Origin of the sequence: Nocardia anaemiae NBRC 100462, from assembly GCF_001612725.1 — a bacterium.
GTDB classification, from domain to species: Bacteria; Actinomycetota; Actinomycetes; order Mycobacteriales; family Mycobacteriaceae; genus Nocardia; species Nocardia anaemiae.
Map to the genome: position 1 here is coordinate 1 of NZ_BDAZ01000002.1, position 19955 is coordinate 19955.

22 protein-coding genes are annotated in these 19955 nt (G+C 66.6%); 12 read left to right on the forward strand and 10 right to left on the reverse strand.

Annotation, left to right across the window (positions count from 1 at the left end; translation table 11 throughout):
- Window positions 1-201: 201 nt before the first annotated feature.
- The 3 genes from NA5_RS02170 to NA5_RS02180 all read right to left on the reverse strand — a co-directional run bounded on the left by NA5_RS02170 (window position 202) and on the right by NA5_RS02180 (window position 2531).
- Window positions 202-969: a glycerophosphodiester phosphodiesterase gene (locus tag NA5_RS02170; protein ID WP_062981362.1), complete on the reverse strand. Its 768-nt coding sequence runs from the start codon at window positions 967-969 to the stop codon at window positions 202-204.
- Window positions 966-1994 carry a DUF4328 domain-containing protein gene (locus NA5_RS02175; protein WP_245672049.1) on the reverse strand — a complete coding sequence of 343 codons (1029 nt, stop codon included), beginning with the start codon at window positions 1992-1994 and terminating at the stop codon, window positions 966-968. Before NA5_RS02175 ends, NA5_RS02170 begins: the two co-directional genes overlap by 4 nt.
- A gap of 165 nt (window positions 1995-2159) precedes the next feature.
- Window positions 2160-2531: a rhodanese-like domain-containing protein gene (locus tag NA5_RS02180; protein ID WP_174555183.1), complete on the reverse strand. Its 372-nt coding sequence runs from the start codon at window positions 2529-2531 to the stop codon at window positions 2160-2162.
- 529 nt (window positions 2532-3060) lie between these two features.
- On the opposite strand from NA5_RS02180, the gene NA5_RS02185 reads away from it, so the two are divergent.
- A complete protein-coding gene (locus tag NA5_RS02185) occupies window positions 3061-3672 on the forward strand; it encodes a hypothetical protein (RefSeq protein WP_062981368.1) in 612 nt (203 codons plus the stop codon).
- 36 nt (window positions 3673-3708) lie between these two features.
- On the opposite strand, the gene msrA is transcribed toward NA5_RS02185, so the two are convergent.
- Window positions 3709-4416: a peptide-methionine (S)-S-oxide reductase MsrA gene (gene msrA / locus NA5_RS02190; RefSeq protein ID WP_062981439.1), complete on the reverse strand. Its 708-nt coding sequence runs from the start codon at window positions 4414-4416 to the stop codon at window positions 3709-3711.
- A 276-nt stretch (window positions 4417-4692) separates the two neighbouring features.
- Here msrA and NA5_RS02195 point away from each other — a divergent pair, with 276 nt between their 5' ends.
- The 3 genes from NA5_RS02195 (at window position 4693) to NA5_RS02205 (ending at window position 7155) form a co-directional block, all read left to right on the forward strand.
- Entirely contained in the window at window positions 4693-5316 is a 624-nt protein-coding gene (locus NA5_RS02195; protein WP_040685719.1) for a superoxide dismutase, read from the forward strand.
- Between the two features lie 170 nt (window positions 5317-5486).
- Complete coding sequence (locus tag NA5_RS02200) at window positions 5487-6014, forward strand: hypothetical protein (RefSeq protein ID WP_062981370.1); 528 nt, start codon at window positions 5487-5489, stop codon at window positions 6012-6014.
- Window positions 6015-6438: 424 nt separating this feature from the next.
- A complete protein-coding gene (locus NA5_RS02205) occupies window positions 6439-7155 on the forward strand; it encodes a TMEM165/GDT1 family protein (protein ID WP_062981372.1) in 717 nt (238 codons plus the stop codon).
- Window positions 7156-7352: 197 nt separating this feature from the next.
- Here the strand turns inward: NA5_RS02205 and NA5_RS02210 are convergent, their stop codons facing one another.
- Window positions 7353-8024 (reverse strand): TetR/AcrR family transcriptional regulator, encoded by a 672-nt coding sequence (locus NA5_RS02210; protein WP_062981374.1) that lies wholly within the window; start codon window positions 8022-8024, stop codon window positions 7353-7355.
- A gap of 35 nt (window positions 8025-8059) precedes the next feature.
- Window positions 8060-8947 carry an SDR family NAD(P)-dependent oxidoreductase gene (locus NA5_RS02215; RefSeq protein ID WP_245672050.1) on the reverse strand — a complete coding sequence of 296 codons (888 nt, stop codon included), beginning with the start codon at window positions 8945-8947 and terminating at the stop codon, window positions 8060-8062.
- Between the two features lie 216 nt (window positions 8948-9163).
- Here NA5_RS02215 and NA5_RS02220 point away from each other — a divergent pair, with 216 nt between their 5' ends.
- Window positions 9164-9931 carry an SDR family NAD(P)-dependent oxidoreductase gene (locus NA5_RS02220; RefSeq protein WP_062981443.1) on the forward strand — a complete coding sequence of 256 codons (768 nt, stop codon included), beginning with the start codon at window positions 9164-9166 and terminating at the stop codon, window positions 9929-9931.
- A gap of 68 nt (window positions 9932-9999) precedes the next feature.
- Here the strand turns inward: NA5_RS02220 and NA5_RS02225 are convergent, their stop codons facing one another.
- The 4 genes from NA5_RS02225 to NA5_RS02240 form a co-directional block, all read right to left on the reverse strand.
- Window positions 10000-10818, reverse strand: a complete 819-nt coding sequence (locus NA5_RS02225) for a class I SAM-dependent methyltransferase (protein ID WP_062981376.1) — start codon at window positions 10816-10818, stop codon at window positions 10000-10002.
- A 91-nt stretch (window positions 10819-10909) separates the two neighbouring features.
- Entirely contained in the window at window positions 10910-11392 is a 483-nt protein-coding gene (locus NA5_RS02230) for a GNAT family N-acetyltransferase (protein ID WP_245672051.1), read from the reverse strand.
- Window positions 11393-11543: 151 nt separating this feature from the next.
- Complete coding sequence (gene htpG, locus NA5_RS02235; RefSeq protein WP_062981379.1) at window positions 11544-13499, reverse strand: molecular chaperone HtpG; 1956 nt, start codon at window positions 13497-13499, stop codon at window positions 11544-11546.
- A gap of 21 nt (window positions 13500-13520) precedes the next feature.
- Window positions 13521-15278 carry a TM0106 family RecB-like putative nuclease gene (locus NA5_RS02240; protein ID WP_371856362.1) on the reverse strand — a complete coding sequence of 586 codons (1758 nt, stop codon included), beginning with the start codon at window positions 15276-15278 and terminating at the stop codon, window positions 13521-13523.
- Between the two features lie 292 nt (window positions 15279-15570).
- On the opposite strand from NA5_RS02240, the gene NA5_RS02245 reads away from it, so the two are divergent.
- From NA5_RS02245 to NA5_RS02275, 7 genes are read left to right on the forward strand one after another with little or no spacing between them, the layout of a single operon-like run.
- Complete coding sequence (locus NA5_RS02245) at window positions 15571-16221, forward strand: DUF6474 family protein (protein ID WP_062981381.1); 651 nt, start codon at window positions 15571-15573, stop codon at window positions 16219-16221.
- Between the two features lie 8 nt (window positions 16222-16229).
- Window positions 16230-16766: a hypothetical protein gene (locus NA5_RS02250; RefSeq protein WP_062981383.1), complete on the forward strand. Its 537-nt coding sequence runs from the start codon at window positions 16230-16232 to the stop codon at window positions 16764-16766.
- Window positions 16767-16808: 42 nt separating this feature from the next.
- Window positions 16809-17465: a YcnI family copper-binding membrane protein gene (locus NA5_RS02255; protein WP_062981385.1), complete on the forward strand. Its 657-nt coding sequence runs from the start codon at window positions 16809-16811 to the stop codon at window positions 17463-17465.
- Window positions 17462-18022, forward strand: coding sequence for a copper resistance CopC family protein (locus tag NA5_RS02260; protein ID WP_371856363.1), 561 nt, complete (start codon window positions 17462-17464; stop codon window positions 18020-18022). Before NA5_RS02255 ends, NA5_RS02260 begins: the two co-directional genes overlap by 4 nt.
- Before the next feature lie 13 nt (window positions 18023-18035).
- Window positions 18036-18974, forward strand: a complete 939-nt coding sequence (locus NA5_RS02265; RefSeq protein WP_371856364.1) for a CopD family protein — start codon at window positions 18036-18038, stop codon at window positions 18972-18974.
- Between the two features lie 58 nt (window positions 18975-19032).
- Window positions 19033-19488: an SRPBCC family protein gene (locus NA5_RS02270; protein ID WP_062981387.1), complete on the forward strand. Its 456-nt coding sequence runs from the start codon at window positions 19033-19035 to the stop codon at window positions 19486-19488.
- A 45-nt stretch (window positions 19489-19533) separates the two neighbouring features.
- Window positions 19534-19914, forward strand: a complete 381-nt coding sequence (locus NA5_RS02275; RefSeq protein ID WP_062981389.1) for a DUF5313 family protein — start codon at window positions 19534-19536, stop codon at window positions 19912-19914.
- Window positions 19915-19955: the final 41 nt, after the last annotated feature.

Genomic DNA, 19955 nt, shown 5'->3' on the forward strand with positions numbered 1-19955 from the left:
TTGTGGTTGGTGATGGCGGGATGTTCGGCACTTGATGCACGCGTGCCAGGCGGTCGAGTCCCACGCCCGCAGCGCATGCACTCCGACGACTCGCACACGAGACGGGCCGCTCGCAAGACGCATCCGTGGTCGTCACCCGTGCGCTGACTGAGCGATAGCTCGTCGCACCGCTCCGAACAGTTTGGGCCGAAGCGATTCGACTCAGGCCGCGGCGAGCAAGGCCTTGGTGCGGGCCGGGTGGTTGGTCGCGACCCAGCTGACGCCCAGGTCGGCGCACAGCCGCACATCGTCGGGATCGTCTACCGTCCAGCAGTAGGTGGCGCGGCCCGCTGCGGCGGCCTTGTCCACCAGGTCCGGATGTTCGCGCAGGGTTTTCACCGAGGGACCGACGGCGGTCGCACCGACCGTGGTCGCGGCGCTGCCGCCCAGGTAGCGCGACGATTCGCCGAGCAGGACCGTCGGCAGCAGCGGCGCCGAACGGCGGATCCGCCAGACCGCGGTGGCCGCGAAAGACATGACGACCGCGCGGGAGTGATCGGCGGAGGCGGGGGTGGCGATGCCGAAGCGCTGGAGTTCGGCGAGCAGCTTGTTCTCCACCAGCGCGCCGTAGCGCACCGGATGTTTGGTCTCGATGAACAGCTTGGTCGGCCTGCTGCGCCAGTCGAGTACCAGCTCGATCAGCTCGCTGAGGGTGAGTACCGACGCTGGTGCGCCGTCGGCCCCGAAATCGAGTCCCGCGAGTTCGTCCAGGGTCATTTCGCTGACCAGTCCGGTGCCCGAGGAGGTCCGGTCGACGGTGCGGTCGTGCACACAGACCAGATGGCCGTCCCTGGTCAGCCGGACATCACACTCCACGCCATCGGCGCCCTCCTGCAGCGCTAGCTCGTACGCGGCGAGCGTATGTTCCGGGCGCGCCGCCGACGCTCCCCGGTGCGCGACGACGAACGGTGCGCGACTGCCCTGGCTCACTTGGCCGAAACCTCCTCGTGCTCACGGTGCGGTGTACTCATTTCCAGCGCGACGGGCTGCTTCGACGCGCCGCCACCCGGCTGCACCGGTTCGATGACGGGCACCGCCGGATCGACGGCGATCACCCACCGGCGCGCGATCCTGGTGCGGCCGAACAGGTCTCGATCGGTCATCGACCGCTGCACCCAGAGGGTCAGCACCGCGACCCCGGCCGCGACCAGATCGGTGAACGCGGTGAACAGCACACCGTCCGCCTTGGCCTGCAGGGTATCCGCGGTCCGCCACAGCAGCGCCGCGACCGTGCAACCGGCGCCGAGCACCCAGCCCACCCACCAGATGCGCACCGCCCGCAACGTCCGCGGATCCGGCCGCACGGCGACCGTCTCGGTGAGAAAAACACCGGGCCACAGCAGATTCACCACCGGTATCAGGCAACCGAGCGCGAGCGTCCGGACCAACCGCGGGTCGCGGCGACCGACCGCGGCGAAGGCGGCCCGGCGCGTTTCGATCAACCAGCCGAGCATCGCGATCGCGGTGATCAATCCGAGCGCGAGACCCACCGATGCGGAAAGCCACACCATGGCATCGGAGACGTGCAGCAGCCACGACGGAATCAGCCGGGTGCGGTTGCGCAGCAAGATCAGATAGCGCCCCAGTTCGGCGCAGGCGGCGACCGCGAAAACCGCCGCGGTCGCGATGAGTAGCACACTCGCCCGGTTGGTCAGCCGGTCCAGCGGCCGCTGTGGCGCCGGCGCGGATTCGACCGGCGGATCCAGCAGGCCCCAGCGCGGAATATGTTGGTAGCGCGGCGTTTCCACCGATGGCCGCGGCCGACCCGAGCTCAGCTTGCGGATGCGCTGATCGGGGCGGCGCGCCACCCATCGGTAATTGCGCCGCTCGGCGGGGGCGTCGATGGGGGCCGGTGACAACAGCACGCCACGACAGCGCGGGCACCAGTGCATCGGCGTCGTCTGCACTGCCCAGCGCGCGCCACAGCGTGCACACGGTTGCACCACCGTACTCACGGCGTCTCCCTTGCGGCAGGCCAGGGCCGTCCGTGGTTACGCAGGCTGGCGCCTTCGGGCCTGACGTTCATGCTGTCTCCCCTGCGGCATGCCCGGGCCCTCCGTGGTTACGCAGGCTGCCGCCTCCAGGCCTGACGTTCATGCCGGGTGCCCCTCTCTCTGGCCTCAGTAGATCTTCGCCTGGTGATCGCCGTCCGCAACCAATGGTCGACCGACCCGCTGCCATGCCACCATGCCACCGCTGACATTGACCGCGTCGTATCCGATGTGCGCCAAGTACTTGACCACCTCGATGGAACGGCCGCCCTGGCGGCAGATCACGTACAGCTGGGCGTCGTAATCGAGCTCGTCGACACGGGCGGGCACGTCGGCCATCGGAATGTGGATCGCCCCCGGTGCGTGTCCGAGCTGCCATTCGTCGTCCTCGCGCACGTCGAGCAGAATCGCCGCCGGGGAGTCCGCCGCGACACGCTGGGTCTTATCGAATTCGTCCGGTACGGCTTCCACCGGCACCGACGACACTTCGGGGCTCGTCACGCTTCGATCCTGCCATGGGTGGCGCTACGCGGGGGAGTTCCGGCCCCGCTATGCGGGTGCCCGACGGGCACTTCACGGCCTCGACATCGGCACGTTACCTCGGGTATGTTCTGTGCTTCTGGATCCTGTCCGATGCCCCGCTCCCGGGTGGCTTGTACATATCTCGGTCAAAGTTATCCACATAATCCACAACTTGATCCACAACCCACAGCTATCAGTCAGCACACCATTCACGGTCGTCAGCCATCGAGCAGATGTCGATCTACAAGGACTGATGCAGTGAATGCGGCACCGGATGGGCGATCCCCAGGGATTGCTGGAGCAGTTCGCGGTACGAACGACCGATCCGGGACTCCCCTCCTTGCCATCCCGGAGCGGTCATTCGCCGCTGCTTCGGGACCTGAGGCTGGGCCGGTCCCGATATCTACTTGGACGCGGCCGATCGCAGATCGGTTCCCCGGAAAATCGAGAACACCAGCGAAAAACTGAAATACCGGGTTCCCGCAGGGGCTGTCGGTAGCCTGGGTGCATGAACGTGAGCAGGGGGCTTCTCGACGGAATCGATACGACAGCACTCAACACAGCGCTCTCCGAGGCCACATGCCTAGGCGTGGAGGTCGATACCGCGAGTGCGCAACTGAGCCTCGACCTGGAGGTATTGACGCTTCCGGTCGAAGGACCCGCGCCCGAGGACTACCGCGTGAAGTTGACCCTCACCGGGGTCAGTCGAGTCGCGGCATCGCTGCGCATTCAGGAATGGGACGATGTGGCGCCCAGGGTGCTGCCGCTACAGCTGGAAAATCTGGACGCTGCCATCCGCAGCTTCGGCGGCGGACGACTGCACGGCTGGGAATTCATCGATGTGGACGACAGTGGCTGGGTGCACTGGGGTGAACTGCTCAGCTTCGACACCCAGATCGACTCGCACGCCGCCACGCACGTACTCGAGTTCTCCCAGGAGGAGGGCATCGACCCGCGCGAACTCGATGTGCGCGTGTGGTTCGACGGCATCACGATTCACGACAGCAACGGCGCCGAAATCCCGCTGAAGGAATTCATCGCCGGCGGCGTGCGCTGGTGGAAAGCACATGACGAGGGCGATCCGCGGACTATGCGCGCCGGAATCGTGCCGCCGCTCTAGCGCCCCTCGGGCCGCACACCTGGGTGTGCGGCCCTTTCAGGCACCGAGTCCGACCGGACAGCTGACCCCGGTGGCGTGAACCGGGCAGTAGCCGCCGGGATTCTTGGCCAGATACTGCTGATGGTAGCTCTCGGCATAGAAGAATTCGGGCAGCGCCCGCAGCGGATCCGTCCCGCCCTGTCCAGGCATTTCGGTGATCTCCGTGGTGATCTCGCCGTAGCCGGCGGCGGCCAGCCGTTCGCCGAAGGCCTGCGCGGTGCTGCGCGCGAGCCGCGCCTGCGCCGGGTCGAGGGTGAAGATCGCCGAGCGGTACTGGGTGCCGCGGTCGTTGCCCTGGCGCATGCCTTGGGTCGGGTCGTGGTTCTCCCAGAACCGGCGCAGCACACCGGCGTAGTCGATGACGTGCGGATCGAAGACGATCAGTACCGCTTCGGCATGGCCGGTGCGCCCGCTGCACACCTCTTCGTAGGTCGGGTTCCGGGTATAGCCCCCGACGTACCCGACCGCCGTTGTGAAGACACCGTCGAGTTGCCAGAACTCCTGCTCGGCACCCCAGAAGCAACCCATGGCCAACACCGCGACCTGCAGACCTTCCGGAAACGGCGGATGGATCGGCCGACCGTTCACATAGTGGGTATCCGAGACCAGTAGCGGGTCCGGACGACCCGGCAACGCTTGTTCCGGCGTCACCATCGCCGGCTCGGGAAGACGGAGCCGTCCGACCAGTTCGTCGTACCAGGACATGGTGCTCATCCGCCTCTCCGCGTATTCGGGCCATACGAGTCGAGTGCCGCACGGCCTGGTCTCAGGTCCTGCGTGGGTGTGCCTGGCCGAGTTTCGGACGGACCCGGCGAGTTACCCCATGTACCCACGAAATCAGTCGTACCGTCGGTTGTCCAGCGCACTGCGCACGGAATGTGGGGGCGAGGACCGCGGTTGCAAACGAGCGGGTGTACGAATGATGGTTGAGTGTGCTCGAGACGGCGGGCACACACGGCCCAGACATTAGGAAGGGACATCGTGGCTGAGTACACGTTGCCAGATCTGGATTACGACTACAGCGCCCTGGAGCCCCATATCTCCGGGCAGATCAACGAGATTCATCATTCCAAGCACCATGCTGCCTATGTCGCCGGCGTCAACACCGCACTGGAGAAGCTCGAGGCCGCACGCGAGGCGGGCGACCACGGCGCGATCTTCCTGAACGAGAAGAACCTGGCCTTCCACTTGGGCGGCCACGTCAACCACTCGATCTGGTGGAAGAACCTGTCCCCCAACGGTGGCGACAAGCCGGTCGGCGAGCTGGCCGCCGCGATCGACGACCAGTTCGGTTCGTTCGACAAGTTCCGCGCCCAGTTCACCGCCGCGGCCAACGGCCTGCAGGGTTCCGGCTGGGCGGTGCTCGGCTATGACACCCTCGGCCAGAAGCTGCTGACCTTCCAGCTCTACGACCAGCAGGCCAATGTGCCGCTCGGCATCATCCCGCTGCTGCAGGTCGATATGTGGGAGCACGCCTTCTACCTGCAGTACAAAAACGTCAAGGCGGACTACGTGACCGCGTTCTGGAACGTCGTCAACTGGGAGGACGTGCAGGAGCGCTTCGCGCGCGCCGTCGGCCAGGCAAAGGGCCTCATCTTCGGCTGAGCTTTCCCGCCCGCGAGCCCGCGAACCGACTCGGTTCGCGGGCTCGTTGCTTTGCGGTGTCCGATTAGCACTCTTTGGTACTTGTGTGCCAACTGAGTTTTGGCGCATCCTCGAGCATCCACAGTTCGAGGACGGGCAAAGCCGCCCCCGGTTAGATCACGGGAGGCATCATGCATACGAACGGACCTATCGGCATCACGCCGTTCCAGGCCCGCGGATCGCTGCGGGGGTTCGTCATCTCCGGACGTTGGCCCGACACCACCAAGGAATGGGCACAGGTATTGGTGCTCGCCGTGCGGGTCGCCTCCTATCCAGGATTGCTCACCACTTCGACCGTCTTCGGAGTGCGCGAGGAACTACCGGATGATCCGGAGCCGGGCACCGTCGGGCTGGTGCTGGCCGAGGGACCGGTGCTCGGTGATCAGGCGCTCGAACCCGGCCGGTTCGCCGATCATGTGCCACCGGCGCTTTTGATGCTGCATCCGCCCTCGGAGACCCGGCCATCGCTGCCGGAATGCGTCGGCGTGGCATCCGGATGCGTACTCCTGCCCGGCGTCCCACACCTGGGCCTGGAACACCGGGCAGCCTGGGCCGAAGCCGAATCCGACGGCACCGTCACCTCTTTGGTCAGCCGCGTCGGCCTCGACCCGATCAGCGACCCCGACACCGCGGTCCTCGCCATGCTCCTCGCCGCCTGAGCTCCTCGCATAGCCAGTGGCTACCTCGCACAGGTTGCACGTTGTGCGAGGTAGTCGAACGGTATGCGATGACTTCGCGCGGATTGCCATGGGCTAGCTCACTTCTGGATGAGCGCGTGCTCGGGGATCTGTGCGGGTAGCCGAAACTTGCTGGTTGGATGGCCAAACTTATTGTGCGCATTGCGATTTCGGTTACAGCGGGTTGGTGTGATTGCGGCTGCGGGGGTACAGTCGGTGGTAGCGAAGGGGAGTAGCCCGCAATTGCGCTGTCGACATACTGGTCCGCCGCCCCACGAGGGCGCGGACCCGGCCGCGTGAACCGGCGTAGATCCGGTGGGCGAGACCTTCGGCCGAGACAACCATTTCGTTGTCGGCCGGAGGCGTAACCCGATCTTCCGGCCGACAGGCCGGGAGTGCACACCACATGATCACGACGATATTGCTGAGCGTCGGAATCGTCTTTCTCGCCGAATTGGGTGATAAGTCCCAGCTGATGGCGTTGACGTTCGCGCTGCGCCACCGCTGGTGGGTGGTGCTCGGCGGCATCGCGAGCGCCACCGCGGCGGTACATCTGATCTCGGTCGGGGTCGGCTATTTCCTCGGTGCCGCGCTGCCCACCCGGGCCATCGCCCTGGTCGCCGCACTCACGTTCCTGGCTGTCGGTCTGTGGACGCTGCGCGAACATTTCGGCAGCGATGATGCCGAGACCGAGACCGAGCCGCCGCGTTCGACAACCGCGCCGTACTTCGTGGTCCTTTCGGCCTTCCTACTCGCCGAACTCGGCGACCGCACCATGTTCGCCACCGCCGCCCTGGCTACCGACAACAGCTGGGTCGGCGTCTGGATCGGCTCCACTCTCGGCATGGTCGCCGCCGACGCCCTGGCCATCGCCGCGGGCATTCTGGTCGGCAAACATCTCCCGGAACATGTCATCGGCATCTGCTCCGGCCTGCTGTTCCTCTACTTCGGCACCGCGAGCCTGCTCACCGCCACCAGCCCCGACCTCGGCATCCTGACCGGCGGCGCACTAGCCACCGCCGCCCCGGCCGCGGCAGGCATCGCCCTGCTGATTCGCTCGCGGCGTGCCCGGCGCAATTCGGACCCCGTCGCGGTCGCCGAACCCGCCGAACAGCGGCGCTGATCGCTCGCGCTGAAGCCGGTCCTTCGAACTGACGCAACATCGCTTCGCCGTAGCGGTTGTCACGGCGGCGCACCAGGACCAGGATCGGCCTGCGCACCTGCACTCGGGCGGCAGCCGTCGCCGACAGCAAGTCCAACGCGCGCCGAGACGTTGACATCCAGGTCGACGGTGCGCGGGCCGATACACCCCGCTGCCGCTCAGGCTCGCACTTCGAACTGGCGCATCGCCTCGCCGTAGAGGTTGCCGCTGCGGCGGACCAAGTCGAGTAGAGGTTCGCGGAGGGCTCGGAGGCCGGGGAGGTCGTCGACGGCTACGCGGGCGGTGACCATGGCGCTGACGGCGGCGGCGAGGGTTTGGCAGGCGAAGCGCTGTTGCTCGGTGCGGGCGTCGAGGACGTCGGCGATCATCGCGACGAAGGATTCCTGCATCTGCGCCCGGCGGGCGACGGCCTTCGCGCCCACCGCGTAGACCTCGACGAGGTAGAGGCGGGCGTATGCGGGTTCGGCGATCAGCCCGTCGAAGTAAGCCTCGAGGATGCGGCCCATCCGGTCGGGATCGGCGGGGTCGGCCGAATCCCGCGCATCGCCGCTGATCGCATTCGCGATATTCGCGATCAGCAACTCGACGGCCCGCTCGTAGGCGGCCTCGAAACAATCCTCCTTGGAACGGAACTGCTCGTAGAAGGTCTCCCGGGAAACCCCGGCCCGCTTCAGGATGGCCGCGACCGAGGTCCCGACGTATCCGTTCTCGACCATGGCCTCGGCCATCGCGCTCAGGATCCGCTCGCGCTGCGAGGCGATCACCTGCTCCCGGGGCAGGCCGTGTCGCCCCCGCGGGAGTTGGCGTGCGCTGCTGGCGGATTCGGTCATTCCATGGCTCCGAGGGTCGGGCGGACGATATCCGGCTACGCCGGTCGCTCCATTTTGCGGGGTCTGGCCGGTTGGTCGGTGGTGAAGGGCGCATCTTCGGTGCGCGCGATCTCCAACGCCCGCGCCACCCCGCGCCGCAGCGAGATATCGATGACGCGCTGGGCGATCGGCCGGAACGGCAACACCACCGCTACCCACCAGGGCGACACCACCTGACGTTTGCGCCGGGCGATGGCGCGCTCGACCGCATCGATGGCGGGACCGAGCGGTGCGACTCCCGACACCGTGGACCGGCCGAGAATGGCCCGCGCGGCGGCGGTACCGAAGCCGCGCGCGGTCATATCGGTGTCGAGTTCGGCGAAATACGCGACCCCGACCTTCGCGCCGGTATGCCTGACCTCGTGCCGCAACGTATTGCCGAGCGCCTCCACCCCGGCCTTCGACGCGCTGTAGGCCCCGACCAGCGGCAGATTCACCGCGGCCGCCAGCGACGAGACGACCAGCGCGTATCCGTTCGGATGACAGATGTGCGGTCCGGCCGCGCGCAGTGTGTAGTAGACGCCGAGCACATTGACCGCCAGCGTCTCCTCGATAACCGCCGGATCCCCGCCGAGCAGCGCCACTTGTTTGGCGATCCCGGCATTGGCCACCACCACATCCAGCCCGCCGAGTTCGGTGACCAGCGTGCTCACCACTCGCTCCACCTGCCGGTGATCGGCGATATCGCAATAGCGCCATGGTGCGTCACCGCATTCGCGTGCCACCTCAGCGAGCAGATCCGCCTCCAGCCCGAGCAGCGCTACCTTCGCCCCTTTCGCGTGCAGCTGCCGTGCCAGCGCGGCCCCGATGCCGCGCGCCGCGCCGGTGATCAGAATCCGGCGTCCGGCCACGGACGGGGCGGAAAACAGGTGCCGACCCGTCACCCGGCCACCACCTCTGATCGAATCGCTTCGCGATGCTGCATAGCTGCGACGATACCAGCCGCGAACACACATGTTCGCAAATAATTTTCCGTTTATCCGACGCTGCTATAGGGGGCGGGCATCGGTGCGAGGGAGCCGTGATCGGCCTCTCGCATGGCACCGGTTAGGGTGCAATTGACGAAGGGCCAACTGGCTGTCACGAACGAGAGGACCATCGTGGAGATTTCGGGTTCCGCCGCCATCATCACCGGAGGCGCATCCGGCCTCGGCGCCGCCACTGCCAAGCGTTTCGCCGATCTGGGCGCGACCGTCTTCGGACTCGACGTACCTCAATCCATCGAGCGCGCCGGGGATAACGTGCCCGACGGCGTCACCCTGATCCCCGCCGACGTCACCAGCAACGACGAGGTTTCCGCCGCGGTCGCGCAGGTCGTCGAATCCGGTGCGCCGCTGCGCATCGTGGTGAACTGCGCCGGTGTCGGCTGGGCCGGGCGCATCCTGTCCAAGAACGGCCCGCACGACCTGGAGCTGTTCCGCACCGTCATCACCGTCAACCTGCTCGGCACCTTCAATGTGATGCGCCTGGCCGCCGACGCGATCGCCAAGACCGACACCGTCGACGAATACGGCCAGCGCGGCGTGATCATCAACACCGCCTCGGTCGCCGCATTCGAGGGCCAGATCGGCCAGATCGCGTACTCGGCCTCCAAGGGCGGCGTGCACGGCATGACCGTCCCGGCCGCGCGTGATCTGGCCCAGTTCGGCATCCGGGTGAACACCATCGCCCCCGGCATCATCGACACCCCGATGCTCGCCGGTGTCACCGAGGAATACCGCAAGGGCCTCGAGGCCGGTGTGCCGTTCCCATCGCGCCTCGGCCGCCCGGACGAGTACGCGCAGCTGTCGCAGTACATCGTCGAGCACGACTACCTCAACGGCGAGACCATCCGCATGGACGGCGCTCTGCGCATGGCCCCGCGCTAAAGGGCCTGCGGCGCAAGACAATTACGCCCCGTCATCCGCTGGATGGCGGGGCGTTCGCGTGTGCTTTCTCAGGCGGTCGGTTTGTGACCGATGCCGAGGAAGGCCGTGGTCGAGAGGGGTTTATTCGGACGGTAGTTGACGGCTAGGTAGGCGCGCATCAGCGCGACACGTTCAGCCCAGATTTCCTCGCCGACGGTGCGGCGCATCAGCAGCAGCGGGGCGCTGCTGCGCATCATGGTCTCCCACATTTCGTCGGCGTCGGCGAAACTCAGTGTGCTGGTGTGGCGTTGGATGCTCACACCGGCGAAGCCCGCGGTGCGCATCTCGGTCGCGAAGACCTCCGGATTTTCCAGGTTGAGGAAGTTGGGTTGGGGTTCTTCAATAGTCGGATCGGCGGCGGCGAAGGCACCGAACATCATTCGCATGAGCGATGATTCGGCCACCGGAGCCCAACTCGACACCACGGCGGTGGCACCGGGGCGCAACACCCGGAACAGTTCGGCGAAACCCTTGGCCCGATCCGGGAAGAACATCAGCCCGAACATCGAGAAACCGGCGTCGAAACTCGCGTCGTCGAACGGCAGCGCCTGCCCGTCCCCCACCCGGGCGTCGATGTTGGTCAGCCCGGCGGCGCGTGCGTCCTCGGTCAGGCGCTGGATCATCGGCTCGGAGAAGTCGATGGCCGATACCCGCGCCACCCGTTCGGCGGCGGGCAGGCTCAGCGTGCCCGGCCCCGCCGCGACATCGACCACCTGTGATCGCGCCGAAAGACCGGCGAGTTCGAGTGCGTGTGCGGAGAAAGGCGCCATGATCGCGGGTCCGAATTCGGCATATCCGTCGGCGACGAGATCCCACGGTTCGGCGGCGGCAAGCGGGTTACCAGACATCAGTTGACGATCCTTTCGACCGTCCAAGGCTAACCGGGTGATACCCCCGGAACCTACCAACTCCGGCCGAACTCACTGTGCGCCAAGCAGATCAGATCTTGCGTTCGAAGGTGATCATGTGATGGCCCGGCCCGTTGTAGTCGCGCACCGGTCCGGCGACCGTGAAACCCAGGTGCCGATGAAAGCCGATCGAGGCGTCATTGCCGGGGGCGGTGATCGCCTTCACGATATGGCGGTCATTCGCCCTGGCGATCGCGAAGAACCGCTCGTAGAGCTCGCGCGCGAGGCCGCTCTTGCGAGACTGCGGATCGACGCCGACGAAGTGGATATAGGCCTCATCCGATTCCGACGGCGAGAGGAAGCCGATCAAAAATCCGGCCAGCCATTCGGTCGGTTCCCGCTGTCCGGCGCCGGGCACCTCGGCGACCAGGCTGGTTCGGTAGAAATGGTCGAGGAACAGCCTGGGCAGGTGCGGCAACACCGAGCGCCCCCACCAGTCGTCTATAACGGTGGCGATGGCGTCGTAGTCATCGGCACGTGCGGCCCGGATGACCGGCCCGTTCGCATTCGGCACGTTAGCTAGCCCGCCTCCCCGCATATTCAAGCCAGATCAAGTGCCACGATAGTCGCGTCGGCGCCGCGGGTCGTCGCAGGCCTGGTGAGCAGTTCACACAGGTTGGAACCTATGTGAACCGCTCACTCCCGCATTTTTGGCCGGTCGACCTTCAGAGCGTGCGGGTGAGCCGCTCGGTCAGGATCTGGGCGAAGCGGGCCGGATCCTTGAGTTCGCCGCCCTCGGCGAGAACCGCTGTGCCGTAGAGCAATTCGGCGGTCTCGGTGAGCTCGGGAACCTTACCCGCGTCGGCGTCGTCCCGGCGCGAGTCGTAGGCGTCGCGCAGGCCGGTGACCAGCGGGTGGGTCGGGTTCAGCTCGAGGATCCGCTTGGATTCGGGCACCAGCTGACCGGAGGCGCGGTACATGCGCTCGAGCATCGGGGTGAAGTCGAAGACATCACCGACGAGGCAGGCGGGCGAGGTGGTGAGCCGGTTGGTCAAGCGCACCTCCTTGACACTGTCCAGGGTCTTGCCGAGCCAGGCGAGCAGTTCGGCGAAGTCCTTGTCCTGCTGTTCGCGCAGCGATTCGGTGGCCTTCTTCTCCTCCTCGGTCTCCAGATCGACCTCGCCCTTGGCGATGGACTGCAACGGCTTACCGTCGAATTCGGTGACCGAACCGACCCACATCTCGTCGACCGGATCGGTCAGGATCAGCACCTCGCGCCCCTTGGCCTTGAAGGCCTCCATATGCGGGGAGCTCTCGACCTGCTGACGGGTCTCGCCGGTCATGTAGTAGATGGCGTCCTGGCCGTCCTTCATCCGCTCGACATAGGCGGCGAGGGAGGTCAGCTCGTCCTCGGAGTTGGTCGAGGCGAACGAGGAAACCTGCAGCAGTGTCTCGCGGTTGTCGAAGTCCGAGAGCAGGCCCTCCTTGAGGACGCGCCCGAACTCCTTCCAGAAGGTCTGGTACTTCTGCTGATCCTCCGCACCCTGCATTTCCTTGACCGTCGAGAGCACCTTCTTCACCAGGCGCTTGCGGATCATCTGGATCTGCCGGTCCTGCTGCAGGATCTCGCGGGAGACATTGAGCGACAGATCCTGCGCGTCCACCACACCCTTGACGAAGCGCAGGTATTCCGGCATCAGCTCTTCGCAGTTGTCCATGATGAACACCCGCTTGACGTAGAGCTGCACGCCACGCTTGTGCTCGCGGGTGAACAGATCGAACGGCGCGTGCGACGGGATGAACAGCAGCGCTTGGTATTCGAAGGTGCCCTCGGCCTTCATCGGGATGATCTCCAGCGGATCGTCCCAGCCGTGGCTGACGTGCTTGTAGAACTCCTTGTACTCCTCGTCGCTGACCTCGCTCTTCGGGCGGGTCCACAGCGCCTTCATGGAGTTGAGGGTCTGTTCCTCGAGAATCGTCTTCTCGGTCTTCTCCTCGCCCTCACCCTCGGTGACGGTCCGCTCGACCTGCATGCGGATCGGCCAGGCGATGAAGTCGGAGTACTTCTTGACGATCTCGCGGAGCTTCCACTCCAGGGTGTAGTCGAAGAGGTGGTCGTCCTCGTCCGGGGTCTTGAGCTGCAGTGAGACGGCGGTGCCCTGCGGGGCCTCGTCGAGGGTTTCGATGGTGTAGGTCGAGCTGCCCGCGGCCGACTCCCATCGGGTGCCCTCGGTCTCGCCTGCCTTGCGGGTGGTCAGCGTGACCTTGTCGGCGACCATGAAGGTCGAGTAGAAGCCGATGCCGAACTGGCCGATCAGCTCCTCGGCCGCCGCCTCGGATTTGGCCTCGTTGAGCTTCTTGCGCAGCTCCGCGGTGCCGGATTTGGCCAGCGTGCCGATCAGATCGACCACCTCGGCGCGGGACATGCCGATGCCGTTATCCCTGACCGTCAGGATCCGGTTGTCCTTGTCGACCGCCAGCTCGATATGCAGATCGGCGGTGTCGACGTGCAGATCCTTATCGCGGAAGGACTCCAGCCGCAGCTTGTCCAGCGCGTCGGAGGCGTTCGAGATCAGCTCCCGCAGGAATGTGTCCTTGTTGGAGTAGACCGAATGGATCATCAGCTCGAGCAGCTGATGGGTTTCTGCCTGGAACTCGAGTTGTTCGACGTGCTCTGTCACGTCGCGATGGTACCGCTGCGGCTATCCGACATCCGCCGACATCTGCCCGAAGTCGGCCAGACCGGGCACCTCGATGTCGGCGCGGTGTGGATCAGCGGCCCGTGCGGAGCGTGGATGCATCCATTCGCGCAGCACCATGGTGGCCCGCACATCGTCCTCGTTGTACTCCAGCAACCGGGTGCGCTGACTCGGATCGGGTTCGCCCTCGTAGCCGACGGCCAGCCGATACCAGCTCATCGACGCCTCGCCACCCGCCTCCGGATCGCGCCAGGAGAAACCGGCCACCGGCGCGATCTTCTTGAGCCCCTTGCCATTCGGACAGATGAACTGATCGGAGACGGCCTGGAACATATCCACCCATTGCGGTCCGTCGACGAATGCGCGCACCTGCTCGACTGTCGGCACCCCGGGCCGCCCCGCGAACCGGCGCGCCGATTCGTAGAGCCACTTGTCCTCGGCGGTACGCGAATAGCAGTAGGCGGCAAAGGTTTTCCCGGCCGCGATGGCCTCGGCGCGCACCGTCATCAGCCAGGTCCAGAATTCGCCGAAGGAGCGGCCTTCATCCTCGGTGGGCAGCGGATCCCAGGTGACGAATGGGCGGTACACGCCGTCGAGCAGCGTGCCCCACAGATATGCGCCGTACTCCTGGAAGCTCTCCAGATCGACATCGACCTCGACATCGGCCCGACGCACCCAGACCCGCTCGACCCGGCGCACCAGCGGCGCGCCCGCGAGCCACGCGCGGGCGGTTACCACGGCCTCGTCGAACGGGCCGTGCTGCCAGTCCTCCGGATCGTCGCCGACCCAGGCGGCCAGATCGTCGATGGTCTCGACGCCGTGGCCGCGCAGCACCTCGGCGCGGGAACCGGGCGCGACCAGGCTCACGTCCCGATGTTCGGTCAGCCAGCCCTCGCAGCTCTGACCCGCGACCCGCGCCTCGTCGGCGGGTGCTTTGCGCGTCCACCACGGGCACTGGCGGCATTCGGGCACCTTCGACGGAACCGTCGGCAATTCCCCGCGCACCACCGCGATTCGATCGGCATAGCGCCGGTCGTAATCGGCGAGCAGCGGGCCGAGATCGTGCACAAGAATGCGGTCGAAGTGATAGCCGATCACGCCGCCGACCAGCGCCGGACTGGCCAGACCGTGCCGCTGCAGCATCCGGTACAGATGCGCGAGCCGCTGTTGATCGCGGGGCTGCTGGCGCAGTTTGCGATGCGGATCCGGTTGCGGATCCCAGTGGTACGGATCCGAGGTGGTCGGGTGGAAGTCGGCCGGTTCGGGCTGGCGCGGATCGGTGACCTTGTGATTGACCACGATGACCGGGATGTAGCCGCCGCGATCGGTATCGCGCAGCAGGATCTCCGAACCGCCGCGTCGGCCGGTGTCCGGTTCCTGGGGCAGCAGGGCGCCCCAGATGTGTTGTGCGCCTTCGGCACACGCGCGCATGGTGGCCGCGGCCCGCTCCCCCGCGCGCAGCGTCGGATCGATCACCACCCAGTTGTCCGGATCCGCCGCGATCAGTGCCTCGCGCACCCTGGTGCGATGCGCGCTCGCCGCCTCCCTGCGCTGCCGGACCCCGGCATCCTCGATCACTCCGGTCAGCAGGTCCGGATGCGCGGCATTCAAATGCAATCGGTGCCGACAGCCGATCAATGCTCTGGCATCGACGAATGCGGTCGGCTCGGCGGATATCGACGCAGTGTTCACCTCGGCCTGCCGCTCGTCGGCTACGCCTTCGTGATTGTGACCGTCGCGGTCACCGCTGCCCGAATACACATACGCAGTATGGTCCAGACCCCTGACAACTCCGCGAACCGCCTGACATGAGGCCGCCCAATACATCCTGAAGTCGCGTGGTGCACCTCTGGGCGGCGTGATAGACCTATGCACTGGTAGTCCTGCAACGGAATGATTCAATATCACTCGACCCGTTCGGAGCGAGTCTTACGAGCGACGTTCGCGGCCCGTCTCACGTCCGCGCGAAGGCGCGGCCATTGACGCGAGACACCAGGGGGCCGCGAACACGCCGCGCCGCAGGCGCGGCAAATCAGACACAGGAGGGCCTTCGATGGGGTTGTTCACGAAGCGCAAGCGGCGGCCGAGCCGCAGGGCCGAGGCGAAGGCCCTCAAACACAAGGCCGCGATGGAGGCAAAACTCGGCGCCAGGAACGACCGCAAGGCCCGCCGCGCGGAGGCCCGCACCCAGCGCAAGGTCGCCAAGGCGCAGATCGCCGCATTGCAGGCCGAGGAGAAGGCCGCACTGAAGGTGGCCGCCAAAGCCGAGCGGGACCCGTTCACCGCGGGCCAGGTCAGCAAGTACCTCGGTGTCGCCCGGGTGCTGGTGCCCGTACTCGCACCGCTGGCCTACCGTGCCGCGACCTACATCCGCGGCTGGATCGATACCCGTCGGGCGCATCAGCTCGGCGTCGGCGTCGAACAGCTCGGTGATTTCAGCGGCCATGGCGGTCGGCTGCAGGCGCGGATCTCCAACACCGAAGCCGCCCTCGACAAGATCGGCGCGCAGACCGGCGACAAGGCGAGCAAGGGTGAGACGCAGAAATTCGTTGCCGCCACCCAGGATCGACTCGGCAATCTGACCGCCGCGATCCGGACCGCGGAGCAGATGCCCGCGACGCGTCGTCGGGCCGTACACGCGTCGATTTCGAGCGAGCTGTCCGGTATCGAGGCGGACGTTTTGGCGCGCCTCGGCGTCGGCTGATCCCTCTGATGTCCCCCGGCCAACCCTCCGGCAGCCCACGCGGCTGGCTGGTCGGCGGCACGGTCGGTGCGCTCGCCATCACCGCACATGGAGCGGCCGGTGGCGGATTTCCGGATTCGGCCGAATCCGCACTGCTGCTGGTTGTTTCGGCGTCCATGGGATGGGTTGCCGGGCAGCTGTGGCACACCGACGGCCGTTTGGCCGTACTCGGTCCGCTCGCGCTCGGACAGCTCGCCGGGCACGCGGTGCTATCGGGACTGATCGACCACGGCCACACCCACACCGCCGCAACGCAGTTCGACCCGTATCTGCCCACCGGCTGGATGTTGTCGGCGCATTCGATCGCAACGCTCGGCTGCGTCGCTCTGATCCTGTTGGCCGAACGGCTCTATGCGTTGGCGTCCAGCGTGATTCGCGCGGTGTCCACCGCCGGATCACCGCTCGCGCTCACCGGTCCGTCGCGCTGGTCCGATCCCATTCTCCGGCCCTACCGCTTTCATCCGAACGGCGCGATCGGTCCGCGCGCGCCACCGGTGTCGGCCTGACCCGCCACACCCAAACCTCTTCGGACAGAAAGCACTTCATCCATGCGTACGCAGATCAAGCACGCCTGCACGACCGTAGCCGCCGCCGGTTTCGTGCTCCTCGCGGGCGGCACCGCCGCCGCACACGTCACCGCCGACGCACCCGGCGCGACGCAGGGCAATTACTCGGTGATCACCTTCAAGGTCCCGACCGAATCGGAGACCGCGAACACCACGGGGCTCACCGTCACCCTGCCGAATCTCAAGAGCGCCCGCACCGAGCCGATCCCGGGCTGGAGCTCCAAGGTCGACCGCAATGACAAGGCCGAGGCCACCTCGGTCACCTGGACCGCCGACCCCGGCGCGCCCGGCGTCCGGCCGGGCCAGTTCCAGCGCTTCGTCCTCTCGGTCGGCCCGCTGCCGACCCAGGACATGGTCAGCTTCCCGGCCACCCAGACCTACAGCGACGGCAAGGTCGTCAAATGGGATCAGCCGATGGGCGCCGACGGTTCGGAACCCGAGCATCCCGCACCGATGCTGACCCTGGCGGCGGCCTCCGCTGACGGCGATGACCACCACGTCGGCAGTTCGGCCGCCGCCTCGGCGAAGGCGAAGGACACCGACAACACCGCGCGCTGGCTCGGCGGCATCGGTCTCGCGCTCGGCCTGCTCGGCGTCGCGCTCGGTCTGGGCAATGTGATCCGCGGACGCCGGGCATGAGCGAGCGCGGCACCGCCATGCGTCGCATGGTCACCGGGCTGGTCGCTGGCCTGCTCTTGCTGAGCATGGGCGCGCTCGCGGCCGGAACGGCGGCGGCCCATTCCACGCCGGTCAGCAGCGTGCCCGCCGACGGCGCGAGCGTCGAGACCGGTCCGGAGCGGGTCAGCATCACCTTCAATGAGCCACTGCAGGAAAGCTTTCCGGCTCTCACCGTGGTGGGGCCGGACGGGAATCTGTGGTCCAAGGGCGACCCGAAGGTGGACGGCCCGACCGTCAGCGTCGCGGTCGGCGAACTCGGCCCGACCGGCGTCTACAAGATCGGGTATCGGGTCACCTCCGCCGACGGCCATCCGGTCAAGGGCGAGCTGAGCTTCACCCTGACCAAGGCGGGCAACGGTACCCCGGGCCCGAAAGCCAACGGCCAGAACAACTCCGGCGGTGGCGAGGACTCCGAGGGAATTCCGCTGTGGGTCTTCATCGTCGGCGCGGTCGTACTGTTCGGCGGAGGTCTGGCATTCGCCCTGTTCGGCGGCAGGAGCCGCAACTCGCAGCGGTGAGAAGAGCACACAGGTGAACAAGGTGCAGCCGACGACCGGCGGCGGGAATGCGCAAGCTCTGCTGCTGGTCGTCCCGGCCGGGCTGCTCGGCGTGGCGCTCGCGCTGATCCTGGCCGTCCCGGCGCCCGCGCAAGCCGAAAGCGTCGTCCGGGTGCTGGCGGACTGCACCGGGGCGACCGTGCTCGGACTGGCCGCACTGCCCCGGCTGCACGATCGGCTGCGGCCGCCGTGGCGGGCGCTCGCGGTGCTCGCCGGGATCTGGTGTGTCACCGAATTCACAGTGCTCGTTTTCGAGGCGGCCGCGGTGGTCGGCGTGCCCGTCGGCAAGCTCAGCGGTCGGCAGTTCGGCGATTTCCTGGTCGAGATCAGCGGCGGTCAGGTCGGTATCGCGGTACTGATCGGCAGCGGTGCGGTCGCCAGCTATTCGGCCATGGCGTTCCGGCGACCGCAAACCGCATCGGCCGATCTGGTGCTGATCTTCGCCGCGGTGGCGCTGGCACTGCGGCCGATCACCGGGCATATGTCGCAACAACCGTTCGGCTCGGTGCTCGCGGCGGTGCACGCGCTGGCGGCGGCGTCCTGGTTCGGGCTGCTGATCGCGCTGGCACTTGTGGTGCGCAGCCGAGGCGAGTGGGCGGTGACGCTGCCGAGGTATTCGGCGGTTGCGCTGCCGCTGGTCGGCATCGTCGCAGTCACCGGTCTGATCAACGGCTTGGTGCGGGTGGGTGGGATCGCACCGTTCGCGACGACCGGCTACGGCCGCATTTTGCTGGCGAAAACCCTTGTGCTGGTTGCCTTGCTTGCCCTGGGCTGGTGGTGGCGACGAGCCTGGGTACCGCAGGCGACCGGGCATCGAATGACCGCGGAATCCTCGCTGCGGCGGGCGGTTGTCGAGGTGGCGGTGATGGCCGTGGCCTTCGGACTGGCGGCGACGCTGGCGGTCACCGCATGACGCTTGCAAATGCAAGCACCTGCAGTCCGGCAGATAGCAACCCGTTACAGTTGTGCCCATGACCGAGGTGAAGATCGTCGAGGACTGTGCGGCATCGGCCGAAACAGCCTTCGCGTATGTCAACGATTACCGGAATCTGTCGCGTTTCATCACCGAGGTCCAGGACTTCACGCCGATCACCGACCAGGTCGAGGGCGTCGGCGCGACCTTCGACGGCACCATCAAACTCGGCCCCGCCGCGCTGCATTCGCGCCTGCAGGTCGTGCGGTGGGAGGAGAACTACGCGATCGCGGTGAAGTCGATCAAGGGGTTCGAGATCGAATCGACCTTCCTGTTCCACGCCAAGGGTGCCGACAGCTGCACGGTCGACGCGATCGTCGACTATCGCGTGCCGGGCGGAATCGCGGGCAAGGTGCTCGGGAAGACCATCGAGCCGTTCGTGAAGATCGCGGTAAAGCACTCCACACACAATCTGACAACCCAGATCGCCGAATTCCACGCCAGCAGGGGCTAGCCCGGAACTTGTCCCGGCCGGTCCCGCCGGAGGATGCTTGGCACCATGGCCGACCGAACGACACCGACATTTCCACAGCGCATCGCCTACATCTGCGGGCGCACGCTGCCGGAGTCGATGTCGGCCTGGGTACTCGAGGATCTGACCGGCCCCGGTGCGGCGCGGCGCTATCTGATGCGCTTCCTCATTCCGATGATCCCGGTTCTGAGTCTGTTCCTGCTGGTCCCGGGACCGAAATGGATGGGCCTGGCGATGATGGCCCTGCTGTATCTGCCGCTGATCTATTTCACCGCGGCGCTGATGTACGTGTATCGCAGGGCGCGTCTGGTCAAGCACGGCCTCGATCCGGCACTGGCCGACTCCGCGTCCAGCAAGCGCGCGGAAAACGAGCGGCTGGCCTACGAACGCCGCCATGGTCGGGCCTGATCCGGGCTGGGCGAATATTCGCCGAACCTGGCGGTGACGCA